Origin of the sequence: Nocardia sp. NPDC023733 (genome assembly GCF_040639775.1) — a bacterium.
GTDB classification, from domain to species: domain Bacteria; phylum Actinomycetota; class Actinomycetes; order Mycobacteriales; family Mycobacteriaceae; genus Nocardia; species Nocardia rosealba.
In genome coordinates this window covers 2204690-2222661 of the sequence record NZ_JBFAAN010000001.1, presented here as the reverse complement: position 1 = coordinate 2222661, position 17972 = coordinate 2204690, and the positions used below count along the sequence as shown (strand labels likewise).

General features: G+C 68.2%; 17 protein-coding genes. 7 read left to right on the top strand and 10 right to left on the bottom strand.

The features are described from left to right. Positions 1–22: 22 nt before the first annotated feature. Together AB0F86_RS10325 and AB0F86_RS10320 are read right to left on the bottom strand one after the other, a co-directional pair. The gene (locus tag AB0F86_RS10325) at positions 23–592 is read right to left on the bottom strand and encodes a TetR/AcrR family transcriptional regulator (RefSeq protein WP_356983390.1); all 570 of its coding nucleotides are present in this window, start codon (positions 590–592) and stop codon (positions 23–25) included. A 95-nt stretch (positions 593–687) separates the two neighbouring features. Beyond that, positions 688–1200, bottom strand: coding sequence for an ArsI/CadI family heavy metal resistance metalloenzyme (locus tag AB0F86_RS10320; RefSeq protein WP_356983388.1), 513 nt, complete (start codon positions 1198–1200; stop codon positions 688–690). A 99-nt stretch (positions 1201–1299) separates the two neighbouring features. Between AB0F86_RS10320 and AB0F86_RS10315 the strand changes: the two genes are divergently transcribed. The 3 genes from AB0F86_RS10315 (at position 1300) to AB0F86_RS10305 (ending at position 3898) form a co-directional block, all read left to right on the top strand. Further along, positions 1300–1659, top strand: a complete 360-nt coding sequence (locus tag AB0F86_RS10315) for an Rv2640c family ArsR-like transcriptional regulator (RefSeq protein WP_181697306.1) — start codon at positions 1300–1302, stop codon at positions 1657–1659. 148 nt (positions 1660–1807) lie between these two features. Further along, the gene (locus AB0F86_RS10310) at positions 1808–2479 is read left to right on the top strand and encodes a cutinase family protein (protein ID WP_356983386.1); all 672 of its coding nucleotides are present in this window, start codon (positions 1808–1810) and stop codon (positions 2477–2479) included. 54 nt (positions 2480–2533) lie between these two features. After that, positions 2534–3898 (top strand): serine hydrolase domain-containing protein, encoded by a 1365-nt coding sequence (locus AB0F86_RS10305; RefSeq protein ID WP_356983385.1) that lies wholly within the window; start codon positions 2534–2536, stop codon positions 3896–3898. A 55-nt stretch (positions 3899–3953) separates the two neighbouring features. On the opposite strand, the gene AB0F86_RS10300 is transcribed toward AB0F86_RS10305, so the two are convergent. The 7 genes from AB0F86_RS10300 to AB0F86_RS10270 all read right to left on the bottom strand — a co-directional run bounded on the left by AB0F86_RS10300 (position 3954) and on the right by AB0F86_RS10270 (position 11602). Next, on the bottom strand, positions 3954–4880 hold the full coding sequence (locus AB0F86_RS10300) for a TAXI family TRAP transporter solute-binding subunit (RefSeq protein WP_356983384.1): 927 nt from the start codon (positions 4878–4880) through the stop codon (positions 3954–3956). Positions 4881–4926: 46 nt separating this feature from the next. After that, positions 4927–6558, bottom strand: a complete 1632-nt coding sequence (locus AB0F86_RS10295) for a sensor histidine kinase (RefSeq protein WP_356983382.1) — start codon at positions 6556–6558, stop codon at positions 4927–4929. Between the two features lie 10 nt (positions 6559–6568). Then, complete coding sequence (locus AB0F86_RS10290; RefSeq protein WP_356983380.1) at positions 6569–7228, bottom strand: response regulator transcription factor; 660 nt, start codon at positions 7226–7228, stop codon at positions 6569–6571. A 46-nt stretch (positions 7229–7274) separates the two neighbouring features. After that, positions 7275–8636 (bottom strand): MFS transporter, encoded by a 1362-nt coding sequence (locus tag AB0F86_RS10285; protein ID WP_356983379.1) that lies wholly within the window; start codon positions 8634–8636, stop codon positions 7275–7277. A 123-nt stretch (positions 8637–8759) separates the two neighbouring features. Next, positions 8760–10175 carry a 2OG-Fe(II) oxygenase gene (locus tag AB0F86_RS10280; RefSeq protein WP_356983378.1) on the bottom strand — a complete coding sequence of 472 codons (1416 nt, stop codon included), beginning with the start codon at positions 10173–10175 and terminating at the stop codon, positions 8760–8762. Between the two features lie 105 nt (positions 10176–10280). Continuing rightward, positions 10281–10454, bottom strand: coding sequence for a CsbD family protein (locus AB0F86_RS10275; RefSeq protein WP_181697322.1), 174 nt, complete (start codon positions 10452–10454; stop codon positions 10281–10283). A 128-nt stretch (positions 10455–10582) separates the two neighbouring features. After that, a complete protein-coding gene (locus tag AB0F86_RS10270; RefSeq protein ID WP_356983376.1) occupies positions 10583–11602 on the bottom strand; it encodes a glutathione S-transferase C-terminal domain-containing protein in 1020 nt (339 codons plus the stop codon). A gap of 196 nt (positions 11603–11798) precedes the next feature. Here AB0F86_RS10270 and AB0F86_RS10265 point away from each other — a divergent pair, with 196 nt between their 5' ends. The 3 genes from AB0F86_RS10265 to AB0F86_RS10255 are packed head-to-tail and all read left to right on the top strand — an operon-like array spanning position 11799 to position 15742. Then, positions 11799–13220, top strand: coding sequence for a Y4yA family PLP-dependent enzyme (locus AB0F86_RS10265; protein WP_357171643.1), 1422 nt, complete (start codon positions 11799–11801; stop codon positions 13218–13220). Beyond that, a complete protein-coding gene (locus AB0F86_RS10260; protein ID WP_356983373.1) occupies positions 13217–14536 on the top strand; it encodes a pyridoxal-phosphate dependent enzyme in 1320 nt (439 codons plus the stop codon). Before AB0F86_RS10265 ends, AB0F86_RS10260 begins: the two co-directional genes overlap by 4 nt. Positions 14537–14539: 3 nt before the next feature. Then, positions 14540–15742 (top strand): aminotransferase class V-fold PLP-dependent enzyme, encoded by a 1203-nt coding sequence (locus AB0F86_RS10255; protein ID WP_356983371.1) that lies wholly within the window; start codon positions 14540–14542, stop codon positions 15740–15742. Between the two features lie 153 nt (positions 15743–15895). Here the strand turns inward: AB0F86_RS10255 and AB0F86_RS10250 are convergent, their stop codons facing one another. Further along, a complete protein-coding gene (locus AB0F86_RS10250; protein WP_356983369.1) occupies positions 15896–16762 on the bottom strand; it encodes a methyltransferase domain-containing protein in 867 nt (288 codons plus the stop codon). 154 nt (positions 16763–16916) lie between these two features. Between AB0F86_RS10250 and AB0F86_RS10245 the strand changes: the two genes are divergently transcribed. Beyond that, positions 16917–17972, top strand: a complete 1056-nt coding sequence (locus AB0F86_RS10245) for a hypothetical protein (protein ID WP_356983368.1) — start codon at positions 16917–16919, stop codon at positions 17970–17972.

The following is a 17972-nucleotide window of genomic DNA, read 5'->3' as shown; positions in this document are numbered from 1 at the left end:
CCCACAAGGGGGCATCGGTTGGTCAGCCGGCGTCCGGGTGCCGGATGCCCGCGGTGACGATCCTCGCCCACGGGCTGTCGTCGCCGTCGAGGCCGAGAGTGGTGATGAGGTGGCAGAGCTGGCCGAAGGCGATGAATCGCTGGACGTGTTCGTCCGCGGCGCCGGAGCGGTGTTTGGCGAGTTCGGTGATCCGGGCGAGCCCGGCGCGCATCGCCGCGCCGATCTCGGGCACCTCGGCCACCGATTGGGCGTGGACCTGCAGCATGAGCAGGCTCCGGTCGCTGATCAGCTGCGCATACGCGCCGCCCATGTCGTAGAGGATCTGCTCGGGGCTGTCGCCGGCGGACTGTGCCGCACCGGTCGACATGGCCGCCGCGATCCGGTCGAAGCACCGCTCGAGCGCGGCGACGAACAGGGCGACCTTGCCGGGGAACAGCTTGAATACATAGGCCGGTGAGATCTGTGCCGTCGCCGCGACCGTGCTGATCGGGGTGCCGTGGTAGCCGGTGCGGGCGAACTCGACGATCGCGGCATCGACCACGGCATCGCGGCGGATGTCGGATCGGGAGAGTGTTGCTCCGCTCTTGCTCATGTGAGTGACTGTACACTCACTCTTTCGGGAGCGTCAAACTCGAAGAAATGTCGAGTTCTGGCCCGGCGCAGGGATTCCCGCGCCGGGCCGACTTGTCAGCTGCAGCAACTCGCGCCCGACGCCACCGCCTTCTGCTTGGCCTCGGTGCCGCAGCAGGCGCCTTCCGCCTCGGCCTCCGCTGCGGTGCCGCAGCATGCGTCGCCCTGCTCCACTTCGACGAGTTGCGGTGCGCTGCTGAAGTTTTCGCTGTCGGCCAGCACGGTGTAGACCTCCCACCGCTCGGCGTCGGGCGCGCTCACCCACACCTTGTCCTGGGTGGCGAAGCAACAGGTCGTCGCGATCTGCTCCTCGGTGAACAACCCCGCCTGCGACAGGCGCGCGATCTCGCCGTGGACCTGCTCGGACGACTCGACCTCCACGCCGAGGTGGTTGAGGCTGCCACCCTTGCCCGCGTTCTCGATCAGCACCAGCTTGAGCGGCGGGTCGGTGACGGCGAAATTGGCGTAGCCGGGCTTGCGCTTGGCCGGCTCGGTGGCGAACAGGGTCGAGTAGAAACGCACGGCCTGGTCGAGATCGTCGACATTGAGGGCCAGCTGAATTCGGGACATGATCGAACCTCCACTTGTGAGACATATGTCGAAGAACTTGCGAGCTCGAGTGTGCTCACCTTTTCGACATATGTCAATACCGAGCGTAGAGTCGTCGACATGCCCAAGGCGCTACCCGTGATCGATATGTCCGCTCCCGTCTGCTGCGCACCCGTGGCGGCGGCACCGGTCGACGATGCCGCCGCGCTGGAGGTGGCGTTGCGGCTCAAAGCCATCGCCGACCCGGTCCGGGTGAAACTGCTGTCCTTGCTGCTCACCACTCCGGCAGGGGAGAGCAATGGTGGTGACCTGGCCGCTGCCGTCGAGCTCAGTGAGTCGACCGTCTCGCATCACCTCGGGCAGTTGCGCAAGGCAGGCCTCGTCGAATCCGAGCGGCGCGGGATGAACACCTTCCATCGGGCGCGCCGCGAGGCGCTGTCGGCGCTGTGCACGGTGCTCGACCCCAACTGCTGCAGCTGAACCGGCGGCCCTGGGAATCGGTGGGCGAACGGCGGCTCGATCGTCGCGTTCGGTGTGAACCGTGCCAAAAGCGCGTGCCGTGCACCGATCGGCCCCGGTCTACCCGCATACGCTCTCGGCCATCGACGACCGATGCGAAGGACGAACCGTGATCGAAATCCGCGCCCGCGTGGGCCTGGCACTTTCCGCCGCCGTACTGGCGGGCACCGTCACCGGCGTGGCCGCGCCCGCCGCCGCCCAGGCGGCGGGCTGTGTCGACGTCCACGTCGTCGCAGCCCGCGGAACCAACGAACCCGGTGGGGTGTGGAGCCGGTACAAACTGGGCACCGTGGTCGGCAACCCGGTGTACGCGGCCATCGACGACGCCCTGGCGCGATCGACGAACGCCTATCGGGTGCAGTACCCGGCGAGCCACGAACAGCCCGCGTCCGTGCAGGCGGGCAACCGCGACCTGGTCGATCATGTGGTCGAACGGGGGGCGGCCTGCCCGGATCAGAAGTTCGTGCTCGTCGGCTACTCCCAGGGCGCCAACGTGGTGGACAACTCGATCGGGATCAGCAGCGAGGGCGCCCGGGTCGGCGGGCCGATCGTGGCCACGCTGCCCGCCGAACTGGCGCCGAGGATCGCGGCGATCCTGTTGTTCGGCAACCCTATTCGCGGGGTGGGCCGTGCGGTCACCGGCGTGTACGCCGACCGCACCTACGACGTGTGCAACGACAACGACCCGGTGTGCGACCCACAGGGCACGGACTGGAACGTCCACCTGCAGTACAAGCGGTACGCCGGCGAGGCCGCAGCCTTCGTCGCCGCCCGGGTCTGACCCATCGATCGACGGCAGGCCTGCGGGCCCGCGCCACCCCTGGAGGTCTTGTTCATGTCGTCCCGCTTGGGCACGGTCGTGCTCACCACCGCGCTCGCGCTGAGTCCCGCGGTGATCCAGCCACCGGCCGCGCACGCGCAGACCCGGTGCGTCGAGGCCGCGCCCGGTGCCGCACCCGAACGGCGCGCGGCCGCCGAGGTCGGCATGGACGACGCCGCGCTGGCCGCCGCGATCGATTTCGGCATCGGTGCGAAAGCCCACGCCATCCAGGTCTACCGGCACGGCTGCCTGGTGGCCGACCACGCGCCGACCGGTGACCTGCCGATGCCGCTGTTCAGTGCGAGCAAAGGGGTCACCGCCGTCGCGGTCGGCCGGGCGGTGACCCTCGGTCACTTCGGGCTCGACGACCCCATCGGCCGGTTCTTCCCGACGGCCGACCCCGCGCACGCGCGGATCACGGTGCGCCAGGTCCTCACCCAGACCACCGGCCTGCACTTCTCCTGGCCCGCCGACGTCGCATCGATCGCCACCAGCACCGTCGACCGAATCCTGGCCGCCCCGATCGACTACGAACCGGGCACCACCTTCCAGTACGCGCAGGCGGTGCTCGGCCTGCTCCCCCGCATCATCGAGATCACCACCGGCCTGGACTATCAGGACTTCGTGCAGCGAGAACTGATGGGCCCGTTGGGCATTCCCCGCGATCACTGGGTGTGGCTGCGTGATCGCGACGCCACGACCGCCGTCGCCGGTGGTCTGGCCATGCGCCCCGCCGACCTGGCCCGAATCGCCCGGCTCGTTCTGCAACAGGGTGAATGGGCGGGCAACCGGCTGATCGACGCCGACTACCTGCGCCAGGCAGCCACGCCGACCGAGGCCAACGGCGGGTACGGCTTCCTGCTGTGGCTGAACGCGGGGGAGACCTTCCGCGGGGTGAACGTGCCGGTGCCCGCCCACTACAACCACCGCCTGTTCCCCGGTCTCCCGCACGACGCGATCGCCTTCTCCGGTGCCCTCGGCCAGTTGGCCGTGGTGATTCCCAGTCGTGACCTGGTGATCGTCCGGCTCGGCGTGCCCGCGACCATCGACCCGAACAATCTCACCGGATTCCTCACCGGCACAAGCAATCCCGACAACCGAATGCTGTTCCACCGGATCGTCGCCGCCGTCGAGAACCAGCCGGAACCCCTCGACGACCCGAACATCGCGCCCGACCCGATCCAGCGGACCGGCGCGACACCGGAGGAACGCGCGCTGCTGCTCGACGCGCAGAACCTGTCGGCGATCCTGCTCGGCACCGGCGCCTACGCCGGCTGCGATATCGCCGTCTGCCACGGCCGAACCCTGCCCGCCGACATCTTCGGGCTGGCACTGGACGCGGCCGATCAGCTCGCCGACGCGATACCCGGAGCGCGCTGACCCTGCCGGTCCGCCGCGACGATGACCGCGCGCTGTACAGCATCGCGGGAGCCGGTCAGCCGTGCCAGCGGCGGTAGACCTCGGCGGCGCCAGGATGTAGGGGGACGGTGCCGGTGCCGATGAGGAAACGGCCGTCGAGGAATTGGGTGCCCGCGGCCTCGGCGGGGACCAGGGCATCGGCGTGCCAGAGGAGGAGTTCGACGATGGCGGCGGCTGTTTCGTCGGGCAGGGTGGCGGTGGCGAGGAGCAGGTTGGTGACACCGATCGTGTGGACGGCGGGGCTGCCCGGGTAGGCGTCGGCGGGGATGGCGACGTGGTCGTAGACGGGGCCGTACTCCGCGCGCATCGGTGCGACCAGTGCGCCGAGATCGAGCAGCCGCATCGGATCGGGCACGGTGAGGGCGGCGGTCGGTACGCCGCCTGCCCACAGCAAGGCGTCGATGTCACCGTCGGTCAATGCCCGGACGGCCTCACGCAGCGGACGATGTTCAGTCACCACATCGACGGTCGGGTCGAGGCCTGCCGTGGCCAGGAGGCGTGCACCGGTCAGTGCGGCACCCGAACCGGCCGCGCCGAGGTTGACTCGTCGGCCACGCAGGTCGGCCACCTGCTCGATTCCGCTGTCGGCGTGGACCGTCAACTGCAGGTAGTTCTCGTACACGCGGCCCAGTGCCAGTACCCGTCCGGCGAAGTCGCCCACCGAATCCGCCAGCGCCAGCGCGGTTTCGACCTCGCCATCGGCGATCATCCGCAGATTCTGTTGGGAGCCGGCGGTTTCCACCGGCTCGATCCGGACGTGGTCGGTTTCGTTCGCGGCCGTGGTGGCCAGCAGCCGGGCGAAGGCGAAATAGAAGCCGCCGTCCTCGCCGGAGGCCAAGCGCACTGTCGACCGGTCGCCCGTGCCGCAGCCGAAGAGCGCCGCCGAGGCGAGCGCGGTCAGCGCGAGCATCCGACGACGCGCCATCGGTACCGCGCCGCTCATCGGGTCACCGCCTGCATCGGACAGTGCCTGCTCAGCACGGCGCCGCTCATCGAAGCACCGCCGGTAGCCGGATTGCCACGGCGAGTCCGTGCGGCTGTACCGCCTCCACAGCCAGTTCGCCACCGTGTGCTCTGGCCAATGCCTGCGCGATCGAGAGTCCGAGTCCGGTGCCGCCCGGGACAGCTGTGGTGCCGCGAAAGAAGCGGGTGGTGAGTTTGGCGAGTTCCTCCGGTGCGACACCGATCCCGTCATCAGCGACCCGGACCGTCACCCAGCCCGGCTCGGCCTCGATGGTGACGTGGGTGTGCGCTCCGGCACCCGCGTATCGGCAGGAATTGCTCAGCGCTACATCGAGAATCTGCGCCAGCGCCGCCGAACTGATCGCCGCGGTCACCTCCCCGCCGTCAGGCGCTGAAACCCGAGCCGCGGTCGGGTTCAGCGTGCCGCTGTCGTCAGGCGGTGGAACGTGCGCTGCGGTCGAGTTGATCGCGCCGCTGTCGTCAGGCGGTGGAACGTGCGCCGCGGCCGAGCTGCTCGCGCCGCTGCCTTCCGACGACGAAGCGCGAGCAACGGCCACGTTGGTCCCACCGGACGCAGCACTCGAATCCGACGGTTGGACGGCCGACGTCCGCGGGAGGGCGGCCAATTGAATGCCCGCCTCCTGGAACGCCGACACCCAGGCATCTATGCGGTCGGCGACAACCTGTGCCGGATCGCACTGTTCTTCCTCGGACGCCGCGGTCCCGAACGACGCAGGTGTTTCCGCGACGGCGAGCTCGAGCAGGTCGTCCAGCAGCGCGGTCAACCGTTCCACTTCCGCGGTAGCACCACGAAAGGTTGCCGACGCGGTCGCGGGCACGGCGTACTCGAGTGAATCGAGCCGAATCATCAAGGCGGCCAGCGGGTTACGCATGGCATGCGCGGTGTCGGCGACGAGTTGACGTTGCGCGTCGGCGGAGTCACCGACCGCGGTGGCCATGGCGTCGACCGACTCGGCCAGCGCGCGGACCTCGGGCGGACCGCCGTAGTTCCTTGTAATCGGGGCGCGCCCACGCGGCTTGGGCAGAGTGGCGGTGAGCTCGGCGACGGCGCCCGACATCGCGGCCAGCGGTCGCAGCACCCATCGGCTGAGGACCAGCGCCAGCAGCATGAACCCGATCATCGCAGCCAACCCGCCGACCGCGATGACAGCCCAGGTCCTGGCGATCGCGGTACGCGCCGCGGCGGTCGACGCCTCGATCACGACGGCCCCGTTCACCTGGACACCGGTGCCGACGGGACGCGCGACGAGCAAGACGGGCGCGCTCCACGGCGTGAGCCGATCCTGGTGCTGGGGCCGCTGGTTGCGTCGCGCCGCCGCCAGCGCCGCGCTGATGCGCGAATCGGTCACCACCACACCGGCATTGACGATCGGCGCGCCCCGGGCGTCGACGACCAGCACGTTCTCGCCGTACAGCTCGTGGTAGCGGTTCACCTCGTCGGCGAGCGCGCGCACCCCGTCGGGAGAACCGGCTCCGTCGGCGAGGGTGGCGAAACGGTCGGCGTCGCCGGAACGGCCGAGCACCAACTGCTGGGTGCGGCTGGTGGCGGCGGTGAGTGACAGCGGCACCGCGAAGGACAGCACCGCCAGCGCGGCGAATACGGTGAGGACGATCAGCAGCCGGCGGCGCACGCGCATCCTCCGGTGATCACTGCCCCCACCGATACCCGTAGCCGCGAATGGTGGTGATCAGTCCCGGCCGGTTCAGTTTGGCGCGCAACCCGGTCATGTGGACATCGAGCGAGCGGGACACCGCGACGAACGCGTCGCCCCAGATGCGGTCCATCAGCTGCTGCCTGCTCACCGCCGCACCCGGTCGTTCCACGAGTGCCTCGACCAGCTCGAATTCCTTCTGGGTGAGCGAGACCGGCGATCCACCGACCTCGACCGTGCGGGCGCGCAGGTCGACGCGCACATCCCCGGTGACGACCTCGGTTCTGCTCTGGTTGGCGACGGCGGCTGCCCGGCGCAGCACCGTCTCGAGCCGCGCCATCAGCTCCGCGATCCGTGGTGGTTTCACCACGTAGTCGTCGGCGCCGCCGCGCAGTCCCCGCACGATGGACCGCTCGTCGCTGCGGGCGGTCAGGATCAGCACCGGCACGGCGCTCACCTCGCGCAGTTGCCGCAGCACCTGCAGTCCGTCCGCGTCCGGCAGGCCGAGGTCGAGGAGTACGGCGTCGTAGTCGCGGTGGGCGATGAGCAGGTCGGCGCCGCGGCGCATGCGCTCGGCGCGGTAGCCGCGTGCGGTGAGCGCCTCCACCAGGGCGTCGCCCACTCCGTCGTCGTCTTCGACCACCGCAAGTCGCACGCGCCGATCCTCCCACAGGGCCTGGATCGGCGCGTGTACCGCACGGTCAGCCACGCACGGCGGCCATCGCCCGTTCCGGCTCCACCGGGTCGGCGTTGACCTCGCGTTCGGCTTCGATGGTCGACTCGGCCGAGGTCTCCCGCATGAAGTAGTACGTGACCAGCGAGATCCCGATACATCCGGCGACGTAGAAGAAGTACAGCGACTCGAGGTCCGCCTTCTTCAGCGCCAACGCGATCATCTCGGCGGTGCCACCGAAGATGGCGACGGTCAGCGCGTACGGCAGGCCGACGCCGAGCGCGCGGATCTTGGTCGGGAACAGTTCGGCCTTCACGATCGAGTTGATCGAGGTGTAGCCGGTGACGATCACCAACGCGAGCATCATCAGGCCGAAGGCGGCCAGCGGGTTGGCGGTGTGGGCGAGGGCGGTCATGATCGGCACCGTCAGCAGGGTGCCCGCGACGCCGAAGAAGATGAGCAGCTTGCGGCGCCCGATGCGGTCGGACAGTCCGCCCGCGATCGGCTGCAGGACCACGAAGACCAGCAGCGCGACGAAGTTGATCCAGGCGACGGTGTCCTTGGAGATGCCCGAGGTGTTGATCATGAACTTCTGCATGTAGGTCGTGTAGGTGTAGAACGCCACGGTGCCACCCATGGTCAGGCCGACGACCAGCAGGCATTCGCGCGGGTATTGCAGCAGCACCCGCAGCGAACCGCGCGAGCTGCTCGGGGTCGCGGCGGCGGTTTTCGTCGCGGCCTCGAACGATTCGGACTCGTCCATGCCGCGGCGCAACAGCATCACCACGATGGCGCCACCCGCGCCGATCAGGAACGGAATGCGCCAGCCCCAGCTGTACATCTGCTCGGCGGAGAGCACCTGCTGCAGCACGATCTGCACACCGAGGGCGGTGAGCTGGCCCGCGACCAGGGTCACGTACTGGAAGCTGGAGTAGAAACCGCGCCGCCCCGGCGAGGCCACCTCCGACAGATACGTGGCGCTGGTGGCGTATTCGCCGCCGACGGAGAGTCCTTGCAGCAGCCGCGCCAGCAGCAGCAGTACGGGCGCCGCGATGCCGATGGTCGCGAAGCCGGGGGTCACCGCGATCATCAGCGACCCGGCGGCCATCACGGTGACCGACAGGGTCAGCGCGGCGCGTCGACCGAACCGGTCGGCGTAGCGGCCAAGCGCCCACCCGCCGATCGGGCGCATGATGAACCCGACCGCGAAAACCGCCGCCGTCGAGAGCAACTGGGCCGTCGGGTCGCCGTCGGGAAAGAACGCCTTCGCGAAGTACACGCTGAACGCGGCGTAGACGTACCAGTCGTACCACTCGACCAGATTGCCGATCGACCCGCGCAACACATTCGCGACGACCCGCTTCTCACCACCGACCTGTGTCGTTGTCACCTTGGACCTCCTCTTTCGGCGCGGCAGTGCGCCGTCGCAGACCACTGTGTCGGCTGTCACAGCCCCCACGGAAGCCACGACGGAGGTTCCTAACGTTCCCTTAGGACGATGCCGGCCGTCGGTTCAGGCGAACCGTCGCATCAGGCGCTTCCACGGTCCCCGAGTCGCCGGCTCGGCATCCGTTCCGGTTCGGGGAGGCTCGACGGGATTCCTCGGCCAGACGACGATGGCCGCTCGCCGATACCAGCGGTCCGCGGTATTCCCTTCGTTGCCGAGGAATCCCGCGCTCTCGAAGGCGTAGGCGTCGTTTCCCGGTGCGGCGAAGGCGTCGCACAGTTCGGTCTCGTCGACGTGGAAGGCCGTCTGCGCGGCGGTGGGAGGTACCTCGCCCGACCACCAGGTCAGGGTGACGTCCGTGTCGGTGGGATCTGATTGTGCGATCCGGTCGGGGTGGTCGACCGGCGTTGTCGTGAAGTCGGGATTGTCACGAAATTCCCGCGCGATGGTGTCGAGGTCCGGTTCTTCGTGTGGTTCCCAGCTTTCATCGACCACGATCCACTCGTCTCGCCGACGTTCCCAGCGCCTGCTTCGCCCGTACATCCACTCCGAGTCTTCGAATCGGCCTTCGAACGTTTCGCAGATCTCGACGAGTACCAGTGCGGTTCCACAGTCGGTGACCTCCGCCGCACTGCGCAGTACCGATACGCGTGCGGCATCAGCTCCTTTGAGCTGGTCGAAGGTCAACCCGCGCTGCGTGTACTGGTGATCCAACAGGTAGACCAACCGGCTCGGGGCGTGCACGGGCCGGCCGTTGCTCTGAAGCTCCGCCTGCGCTGGATCGGTGAAGTGCTGCCGAAGCTGGTGCGTCAACGCGTCCGGGGGAGCCGGGAGCGCGGCGGCGGATGTGTTCGTGATCAGGTTGTAAGTCAACGTGATTCGGTGCCCCGTCGTCACTGGTAACACCTCGTGTTCGCAGTCGGCGTAGAACGCGGTGAGCACGAGTTCATCCGGGGAGCCCTGTTCGGTAAAGCTCTCGCCACGATGCTCGACGACTAGCTCGCCGCCGACGTACGTGCCGGGGAGCGTGACGACCAGGGTGGCGATCATGCCATCGGCCTTCTCCGAGTCCCGGTGCCGCCGGAAGAACTGCCCCGGCTCGTAGAGCAGCATGGAGTGGAGTTCCGCTGTCAGCGGGGAGTGTGCGGGCAACCCCAGTTCGGTGCGGAGCTCATCGAGAATCGGCGTCAGGGCGCTGTTCCAGCGCTCTTCCTCGACCGTGACGAGGGCTGCGGGAATCTCCCAAGTATCGCGGACCGTCGGGTCGAGCAAGGTGAGCTCGCCCAACCCGTATCGCGCGGGCCGCGCCAACGTCCGGATCTTGGCCGCCCGCTCTGGGGTAACCGGCCATTCGAGCCCGCCGAGTCCGTGGATCGAGAGACGGAGGTGTTCTGCCGGAATGGTGCGGCGGGCGACAAAGGACTCGTTCGGTCGTGCGGATTCGACCAGTTCCGCTATCGCCCGCAAGGTCTGTTCTGACACGTTCGAGACCCTAACCGCCTTGACCGACAAGTTGTTTCGGCGCTGCTGTACAGCACGAAACGCCCCGGACCGAAGGGTTCGAGGCGTTTCGCGGGGTGTCAGGTGTCAGTGGCGGAAGGCGTCCTTGACCTTCTCGCCCGCGTCCTTGATGTTGGCCTTGGTCTGATCGGTCTTGCCCTCGTGCTCGAGGTAGCGGTCGTCGGTCGACTTGCCCGCCGCTTCCTTGGCCTTGCCGACGAGCTCTTCGGCCTTGTTCTTCGCCTTGTCCGCGAGACTCACAGTTGTTCCTTCCAGACAGATCGCTCGGTCAGCGTCGGTGACCGTGGGCCGTCCGTTGGACCCGATGGGCGCATACCCCGGTTTCGGAAAGGCAATCAGGCGCAGCCGTTTTCATTTCGTGGGGCTGGTCACTCCGTGATCGCGGGCACCTCTTCGCCGGGATGCGGTGGGGGTGGTGGGGTGCCGTCACCGAAGGGGCGTCCGCCGAGTTCCTCGCGATGATGCGCGGTGAGCCAGTTGGACAGGTCGGGGCCCTTCGGGACGACGCCGGTCGGGTTGATGTCGCGGTGCACCACGTAGTAGTGCTCCTTGATCTGGCCGAAGTCGATGGTGTCGCCGAAGCCGGGTGTCTGGAACAGGTCGCGGGCGTAGGCCCACAGCACCGGCATCTCGCTGAGCTTGGCGCGGTTGCACTTGAAGTGCCCGTGATAGACCGGATCGAAGCGGGCCAGGGTGGTGAACAGCCGCACGTCGGCTTCGGTGATGGTGTCGCCGACGAGGTAGCGCTGGGTGCGCAACCGCTCGCTCACCCGGTCGAGCGCGGCGAAGAGCCGGTCGTAGGCCGCGTCGTAGGCGTCCTGTGCGCCGGCGAAACCACAGCGGTAGACGCCGTTGTTGATCTCGGTGAACACTTCCCGGTTGATCGCGTCGATCTCCTCGCGCAGCGGTTCGGGATACAGCTGCGGCGCGCCCGGCCGGTGATAGGCGCTCCACTCGGTGGAGAAATCGAGGGTGATCTGGGCGTAGTCGTTGGTGACCACCTGCCCGGTCGCGATCTCGACCATCGCGGGCACGGTGATCCCGCGCGGATAGTCCGGGAACCGGGCCAGGTAGGCGTCACGCAGGCGATGGATGCCGAGCACCGGATCGACGCCGCCGGGGTCGAGGTCGAAGGTCCAGCTGAGTTTGTCGTGGGTGGGCCCGCACAGGCCGAGTGACAGCACCGGCTCGAGCCCGAGCAGGCGACGCACGATCAGGGTGCGGTTGGCCCACGGGCAGGCCCGGGCCGCGACCAAGCGGTAGCGGCCGGGTTCGACGGGGTAGCCGTCGCGGCCGTCGGCGGTGACGCGTGTGGTGATGTAGTTGGTGTCGCGGCGGAACTCGCCCTTCTCGACGTAGCTGCCCGCACCGGCGTCGGCATCGCTCATCGGGTCAGTGTCGCATATCGGACCGGCGAAACCGGTCACCTGCGGGCGGTGGTGGCTACCCTGGAAATCGAACCTGTTGTGGCGCACTGACGCTCGCCGGCTTGTGTGGGAAAGGGGTCGGGGACATGATGTCCTAGCGAAAATCGTTGTCAACAAACGTGGCTCGGATGGGGGCAGTGTGGAACCGGACCTGGTCTTGACGCCGCGAATCGGTGGGTCGCTTCGCGCGGTGCTCGACACGCCCGGCAAGCTCGCGGAGCTGGCCGCCGCGCTCGGATCACCACTGAATGTGGTTGTGCCACAACAACTCGAGGAGAACGCGGCGAGCTACCGCGCCGTGTACCGCGCGCACCGGCTGAGTGGGAACATCTTCTTCGCGCACAAGGCGAACCGGTCGAGCGCAATCGTGCGGGCGCTGGCGGCGGGGGCGTGCGGAATCGACGTGGCCTCGCTCGGGGAGCTGCGGCACGCGCTCGAGTGCGGATTCACCGGTGATCGCATCATGGCGACCGGCCCCAAGGACCGGGAATTCCTGTGGCTCGCCGCACGGGTCGGTGCGGTCGTCAACGCCGACTCCCGCGAGGAGCTCGCCGAGCTGGCCCGGCTGGTCACCGATTCGGGGTTGCCGCGTACGCGGGTGATGATCCGGCTGTCGGCGTTCGACTCGCCCGGGGTGACCATTGCCAGCAGACGCAGCCGTTTCGGGCTGCACATCCGCGAACTGCCCTCGACCCTCGACCTGCTCGACCGGCACCGCGACGCCCTCGACCTGCGTGGGATGGCCTACCACCTCGACACCACAGGCCTCGACGAGAAGGCCCTGGCCCTCGAAGGGTGCCTGCTGGCCATGCGGGAAGCCCAGATCAGGGGATTCACCCCTACCGCGATCGATATCGGCGGCGGTTTCGGCGTGAGCTACCTGCGTGACCGTGCCGAATGGCACCGCTACACCACCGAACTCGGCAACGCGGTGCTCGGCACACGCCCACCCATGACCTGGCACAGCCACGGTTACGGCCTGCGCGCACAGGCAGGCACCTTGCGCGGCACCCTCGGCCTCTATCCCGCCCATCGCGAACTCGCCGGTGCGGACTACCTGGACGAACTGCTGAGCCGCGAGTCGCCTTCGCTGGGCCGAACATTGGCCACCCTGCTCCTGGAAAACCTCTACGACCTGCACATCGAACCGGGTCGTTCGCTGACCGACCAATGCGGCCTCACCCTGGCCCTGGTCTCGGAGGTGCGTACCACCGAGGAGGGCGAAATCCTGGTCCGGGTGGCCGCGAATTCCCGTGACATCAGCGCCGAACACCATGCGGTGCTGATGGATCCGGTGTTGCTGCCCGAACGTCCCGGTGACCCGGTGGGGGTGTATCTCACGGGCAATCTCTGTCTCGAAGACGACTTCATCACCCGCCGCAAGGTCACCCTGGCGCGCACTCCGGTGCCGGGGGATCTGCTCGCGTTCGTGAACACGGCGGGCTACTTCATGGATTTCGCGGCCGATTCCGCGCTGATGCAACCGGTCGCCCGCACGATCGCGGTCCGCCCCGGCGAGGGCGGGTGGACGTGGTGCCTGGATGAACAGTATTGGCCCGTGGAAGGGAACCGCGCATGAAGTACGACAGCATTCTCGACGTCATCGGGGACACGCCGCTGGTCCGGATCGACCCGGCCGTGCACGGGCTCACCAATATCGACCTCTACGCGAAGATGGAGATGCTCAATCCGTTCGGTTCGGTGAAGGACCGTCCGGCCTGGAACATGGTGCGTGACGGCCTGTCCCGAGCCGTGGAACAGGGTGACGCCGTGGTCGAGTTGTCCAGCGGCAACACCGCCAAGGCGCTGGCGGTGATCGCGGCGATGCACGGACTGCCGTTCAAGAGCGTCACCAACCGCATGAAGGTGCCCGAGATCAAGGAGCTGCTGCTGTTGCTCGGCGCCCGCATCGAGGAACTGCCCGGCCAGACCGAATGCCTTGACCCGACCGACACCGAAGACCCGCTCAGCCGCATGTACCGGATGCTGTCCGAGGACGGCGGCGGCTACCTGCACACCGATCAGTACTTCAACACCCGCAACCTCGACGCGCACCGCACCGGGACCGCGCCGGAGATCATCAAGGACCTCGACGGCGCGGGCCCCGACATCTTCGTCGCCTGTATCGGCACCGCGGGATCCTCGACGGGCGTGGCAGGTGTGCTGCGTGAACACAATCCGGCGGTGTCGGTGATCGGGTTGGTCGCCGACAAGTCCGATTTCATCCCCGGCATCCGCAATATCGACGAGATCAACGAAGTCGGACTGTTCGACCCGGACAACTACGACACGATCGACGCGGTGACCTCGCAGGAGGCGATCGAGGGCATGCTCACCCTCAATCGCCGCTGCGGGATCCTCGGCGGGCCGACCGCAGGTGCCGCCTACTTCGGGGCGCTGCGTCATCTGCGGGCCGTCGACGCGGAGCTCACCGAGCGGCGCACCGCTGTGTTCATCGTGTGCGATCGGGTGGAGAGCTATCTCAGTTATGTGCGCAAGCGCAGGCCCGATCTGCTCGAGCAACCGGTGCGCCCGAATTCGGTGAGCACGGTGACCGACGCCGAGATCGCCGCCGTGGCAGCGGTCGACGTGGACCAGGCGCGTGCGTGGATCGCCCGGGACCGGCCGGTGGTCGTCGACCTGCGCGGTTCCTTCGCCTACGGCGCGGTCCACATCGAGGGCTCGATCAATATCGTCGACGAGCTGTTCGACGAACTCGTCCACGGTGGGCTGCCGTTCGGTGCGGGCACACCGGTATTGCTCGTGTGCCCGGTCGGTGAGAAGTCCGCGCGCTACGCGGCCCTGCTCACCCGGATGGGGCACCGGGACGCACGGAGTCTGCGCGGTGGTGTGGTGGCCTGGCGCGACGCGGGCGCACCGTTGGTCAGGGACTGAGCCATGACCGACGACGTTCTCGACCGGTTGGCCGACTGGCAGGCCGGACTACGCGCCCAGTTCCCGATTCTCACGCGCAATCCCGACGTGGCCTATCTCGACAGCGCGGCCACGACCCAGAAGCCGGCCGCGGTGCTCGACGCGGTCACCGATTTCCTCACCACCGGCAATGCCAATGTCGGGCGCGGCTCCTATCCGTGGGCGACCGCGACCACCAGCCGCATCGAGCGTGCCCGCGAGCGGATCCGAATTGCCTTGGGCGACAACACGACCGGCTCCTCGGTGGAGTTCGTGGGTGGCACGAGTCACGGATTGCGGGCGGTGGCGCAGGATTGGCTGGCCGATCAGCTCCTCGACGGCGACGAGATCATCGTCCCGTTCGGTGACCACGAAGCCAATCTGCGTCCCTGGCTCGATATGCGAGACGATTTGGCGCGCGGGGGTATTCGCGTGCGCATCGTCGCGATGCCGGTCGACCCGGCCTCCGGTGACTACGACCATCGGGCCCTGCCGTCGGTGGTCACCGACCGCACCCGCTTCGTCGCCGTCACCCACGTGCATCACGTCTTCGGTGTCGATATGAACGTGCACCGGGTGCGCCAGGCGGTGGGGCCCGAGGTGCCGATCTGTCTCGACGCCGCGCAGAGCGTGGGGCACCGGCCGGTGTCGGTCGCCGACCTCGATGTGGATTTCGTGGTGTTCTCCGGGCACAAGATGCTGGCCCTGCCCGGCATCGGGGCGGTGTGGGCGCGCAATCGGCGTGGCCCGCGCTTCGCGCTACGCGGGTGGGAGGGGACGCCGAACACGGCGGGCATCGTCAGCATGGCCGCCGCCTTCGACTGGCTCGATGCCGCCGGAACAGCCGAGATCGGCGCCTGGACAAGCGCTTTGACCCTACGACTCACCGACGGGTTGGCCCGGCTGCCCGGAGTACAGGTGCTCGGCTGTCAGGACAGTCTCACCGCCGAATCGACCGTGCAGCGGCGCGAGGCGCTGGTGACCTTCCGGCATCGCGCGGTGCGCTCCGACGACCTGGGCTTCGTGCTCGCCGACGAGGGAATCATGGTGCGCGCCGACGGGCACTGCCAGGCGGGTCGTGATTCCGATGACCACGCCGTACGGGTGAGCGTGCACGTCTACAACACTCCCGACGAGATCGACCGGGTGCTCGAGGTGGTGCGTCGGTGCGAGGGAATGAGCAGCTGAGCGATCTCAGGTCACGGGTGCGGCCCGGAAGTGGTACGAGGAGTGAGCAGTTGAGCGGGGTCGGACGGGTTGCGGTCGCGAAAGCAGTGGGGGAGTGAGTAGTCGAGCGGTCGGGCGGCATGCGGCCCGAAATGCGCTGCAGGGTTGACCGGGTCAGGCGGGGGTGCGGCCGCGGAAAGCGGTGCGCGCGCTGAGGAGGGCGAGGTCGTCGCGGGTGCCTAGCCAGTGCTCGTCGTGCGGGTCGAGGAGTCGCTGCCAGACCGCGGTGTCGGCGTCGTCGAGGTACGGTGCCGCCCGGCGCACCCGCGCGGCGAATTCGTCGAGTACGACCCGGCGGACGTCGGTGGGCAGGGGAGCGGGCAGGTCGACCAGTGCCGTCGAAGCGGTGACGTCGACGAGACCGGCGTCGGCGAGGATCGCCGTCCACGCGCGGCGCGGTCGCACCGCTGCCGGGCGGTCGAAGAACCAGCGCGTGAACTGCTGATCGTGCGCCTCGTCGAGCCGAATCTCCAGGCCGGGCCTGCCGATGCCGATGTCCCACGGCAGGCAGCGGGTGGGCAGACCACCCTCGGCGATGGCGAGGACGCCGCCGGGGCGGAGCAGCCGGGTGAGGGACCGCACGGCCGTGTCCCAGTCGTGCGCGTGGTGCACACACCAGGACGACCAGACCACGTCGGCCGGTTCGGGTAGTGGTGGTGCGCCGTCCTCGAGATCGTGCAGGACCGCGCGGACCCGGTCGCCGACCCCGGCCGCACGCGCGGCCTCGATGGTCAGCTCGAGCATCGCCGGATCGAGGTCTACCGCATATACACGCCCCGCCTCACCGACAGTGCGTGCCAACGCGACGGTCGACGATCCGGCTCCCGGCCCCACATCGACGACAACCTGTCCAGGCGCGACCGCCAAGGGCTCGAGCAACGCCAGCGTCGCGTCGAGGAATACAGCCTCGGCCGCAGCCGGTTCCCCGGTCGAGGTTCCGGTCCCCGCACGCCCCCCGCGGCGCTCATGAATGATCGTCATAACGCACATGCTACTGAACATCATTTTCAATTCGAACTCGGACACGCCGATCCGTAACCGGTGGTGGCAAAGACTCGCGGGTGGCGCCGGATCATCAACCCCCGCAACGGCTTACACCGAACAATTGTCGGTACCCCGCCCTACTGTGCTCGGTATGGATCTCCTGCCCGACACCCGCTTGGCCGACCTGCTCGCGCGGCTGCGCGCCGCCGATTTCCGAGACTGCACGCGCACCGACATCGAACGGGCCTGTCGTGCGATGGGCGGCACACTCGCGAGCGACGGCTCGGTCGACGTTCCCGACATGCCCGCAGGCACCCACACCTTCGGTGACGACGATCCCTACGACGAGAGCAAGCCGTGCCGACTGTTCTCGGTTCCCGTAGCGAAGATCGAGCCCGAACAGTTTCGCACCTACCTAGATCGCGCGGTGGCGGCGTGGGGTGAGCCCAGCTGGTACAGCGGCCTCTCGGAGGATCTCGACGTCGGCTGGGTCGACGGGCCGACGCTGTACACCCTCGAACTGGCGGCCGACGGAGACCTCGAGCTGGGTATCCGGTCGGTCGAGGTCGACGGGAACCGGCGATGGCGGAACTGGAAAACGCAATACCACTACCCGGAATTCCTCGACGAGGACGACTGGATTCCCGCCGACGAGCACGACCTGGAGTACACCAGCGCAGATGACTACGAGGTCGACTACACGTGGTCCGCGGGATCGTCCGGTCGCGGGGCCGAAGTGTGGAGTGTGTACACCCTCGCGCACCTGCGTGGCCTGCTCACCGATCTCGTGACCAGCCTCCATCTCGCGATGCGCGCCCTCGGCTCGGGCCCGCAGCCCCTGGTGCTCGACTTCTACGACCTCGAGCAGACCCCAGACCGTCAGGTGCGATTCACCGTGTCTCCCAACGAGATCCGCGTGTCCGCTGCGGTCACCGATGCCACGCGCCACCACCTGGCAGCCCTCGGCTTCACCGATCGCCCCGATGGCACCGCGCTGCGCTGCTGGTCCGATGTGTCCACCGATGCCCGCGCCGCCGCGACCGTCACCACGGTCCTGTTGCACCGGCTCGGCCTCGGCACCGAGTACCTCACCATGCACGAATCGGGCGACCCGCTGCCGATTCCGGGCTTCTCGGTCGATCTGGATGTGGACCTGGCCGACCCCGACGAGGACGAGGACGACGAAGAAGAGGACGACGACTCCTAG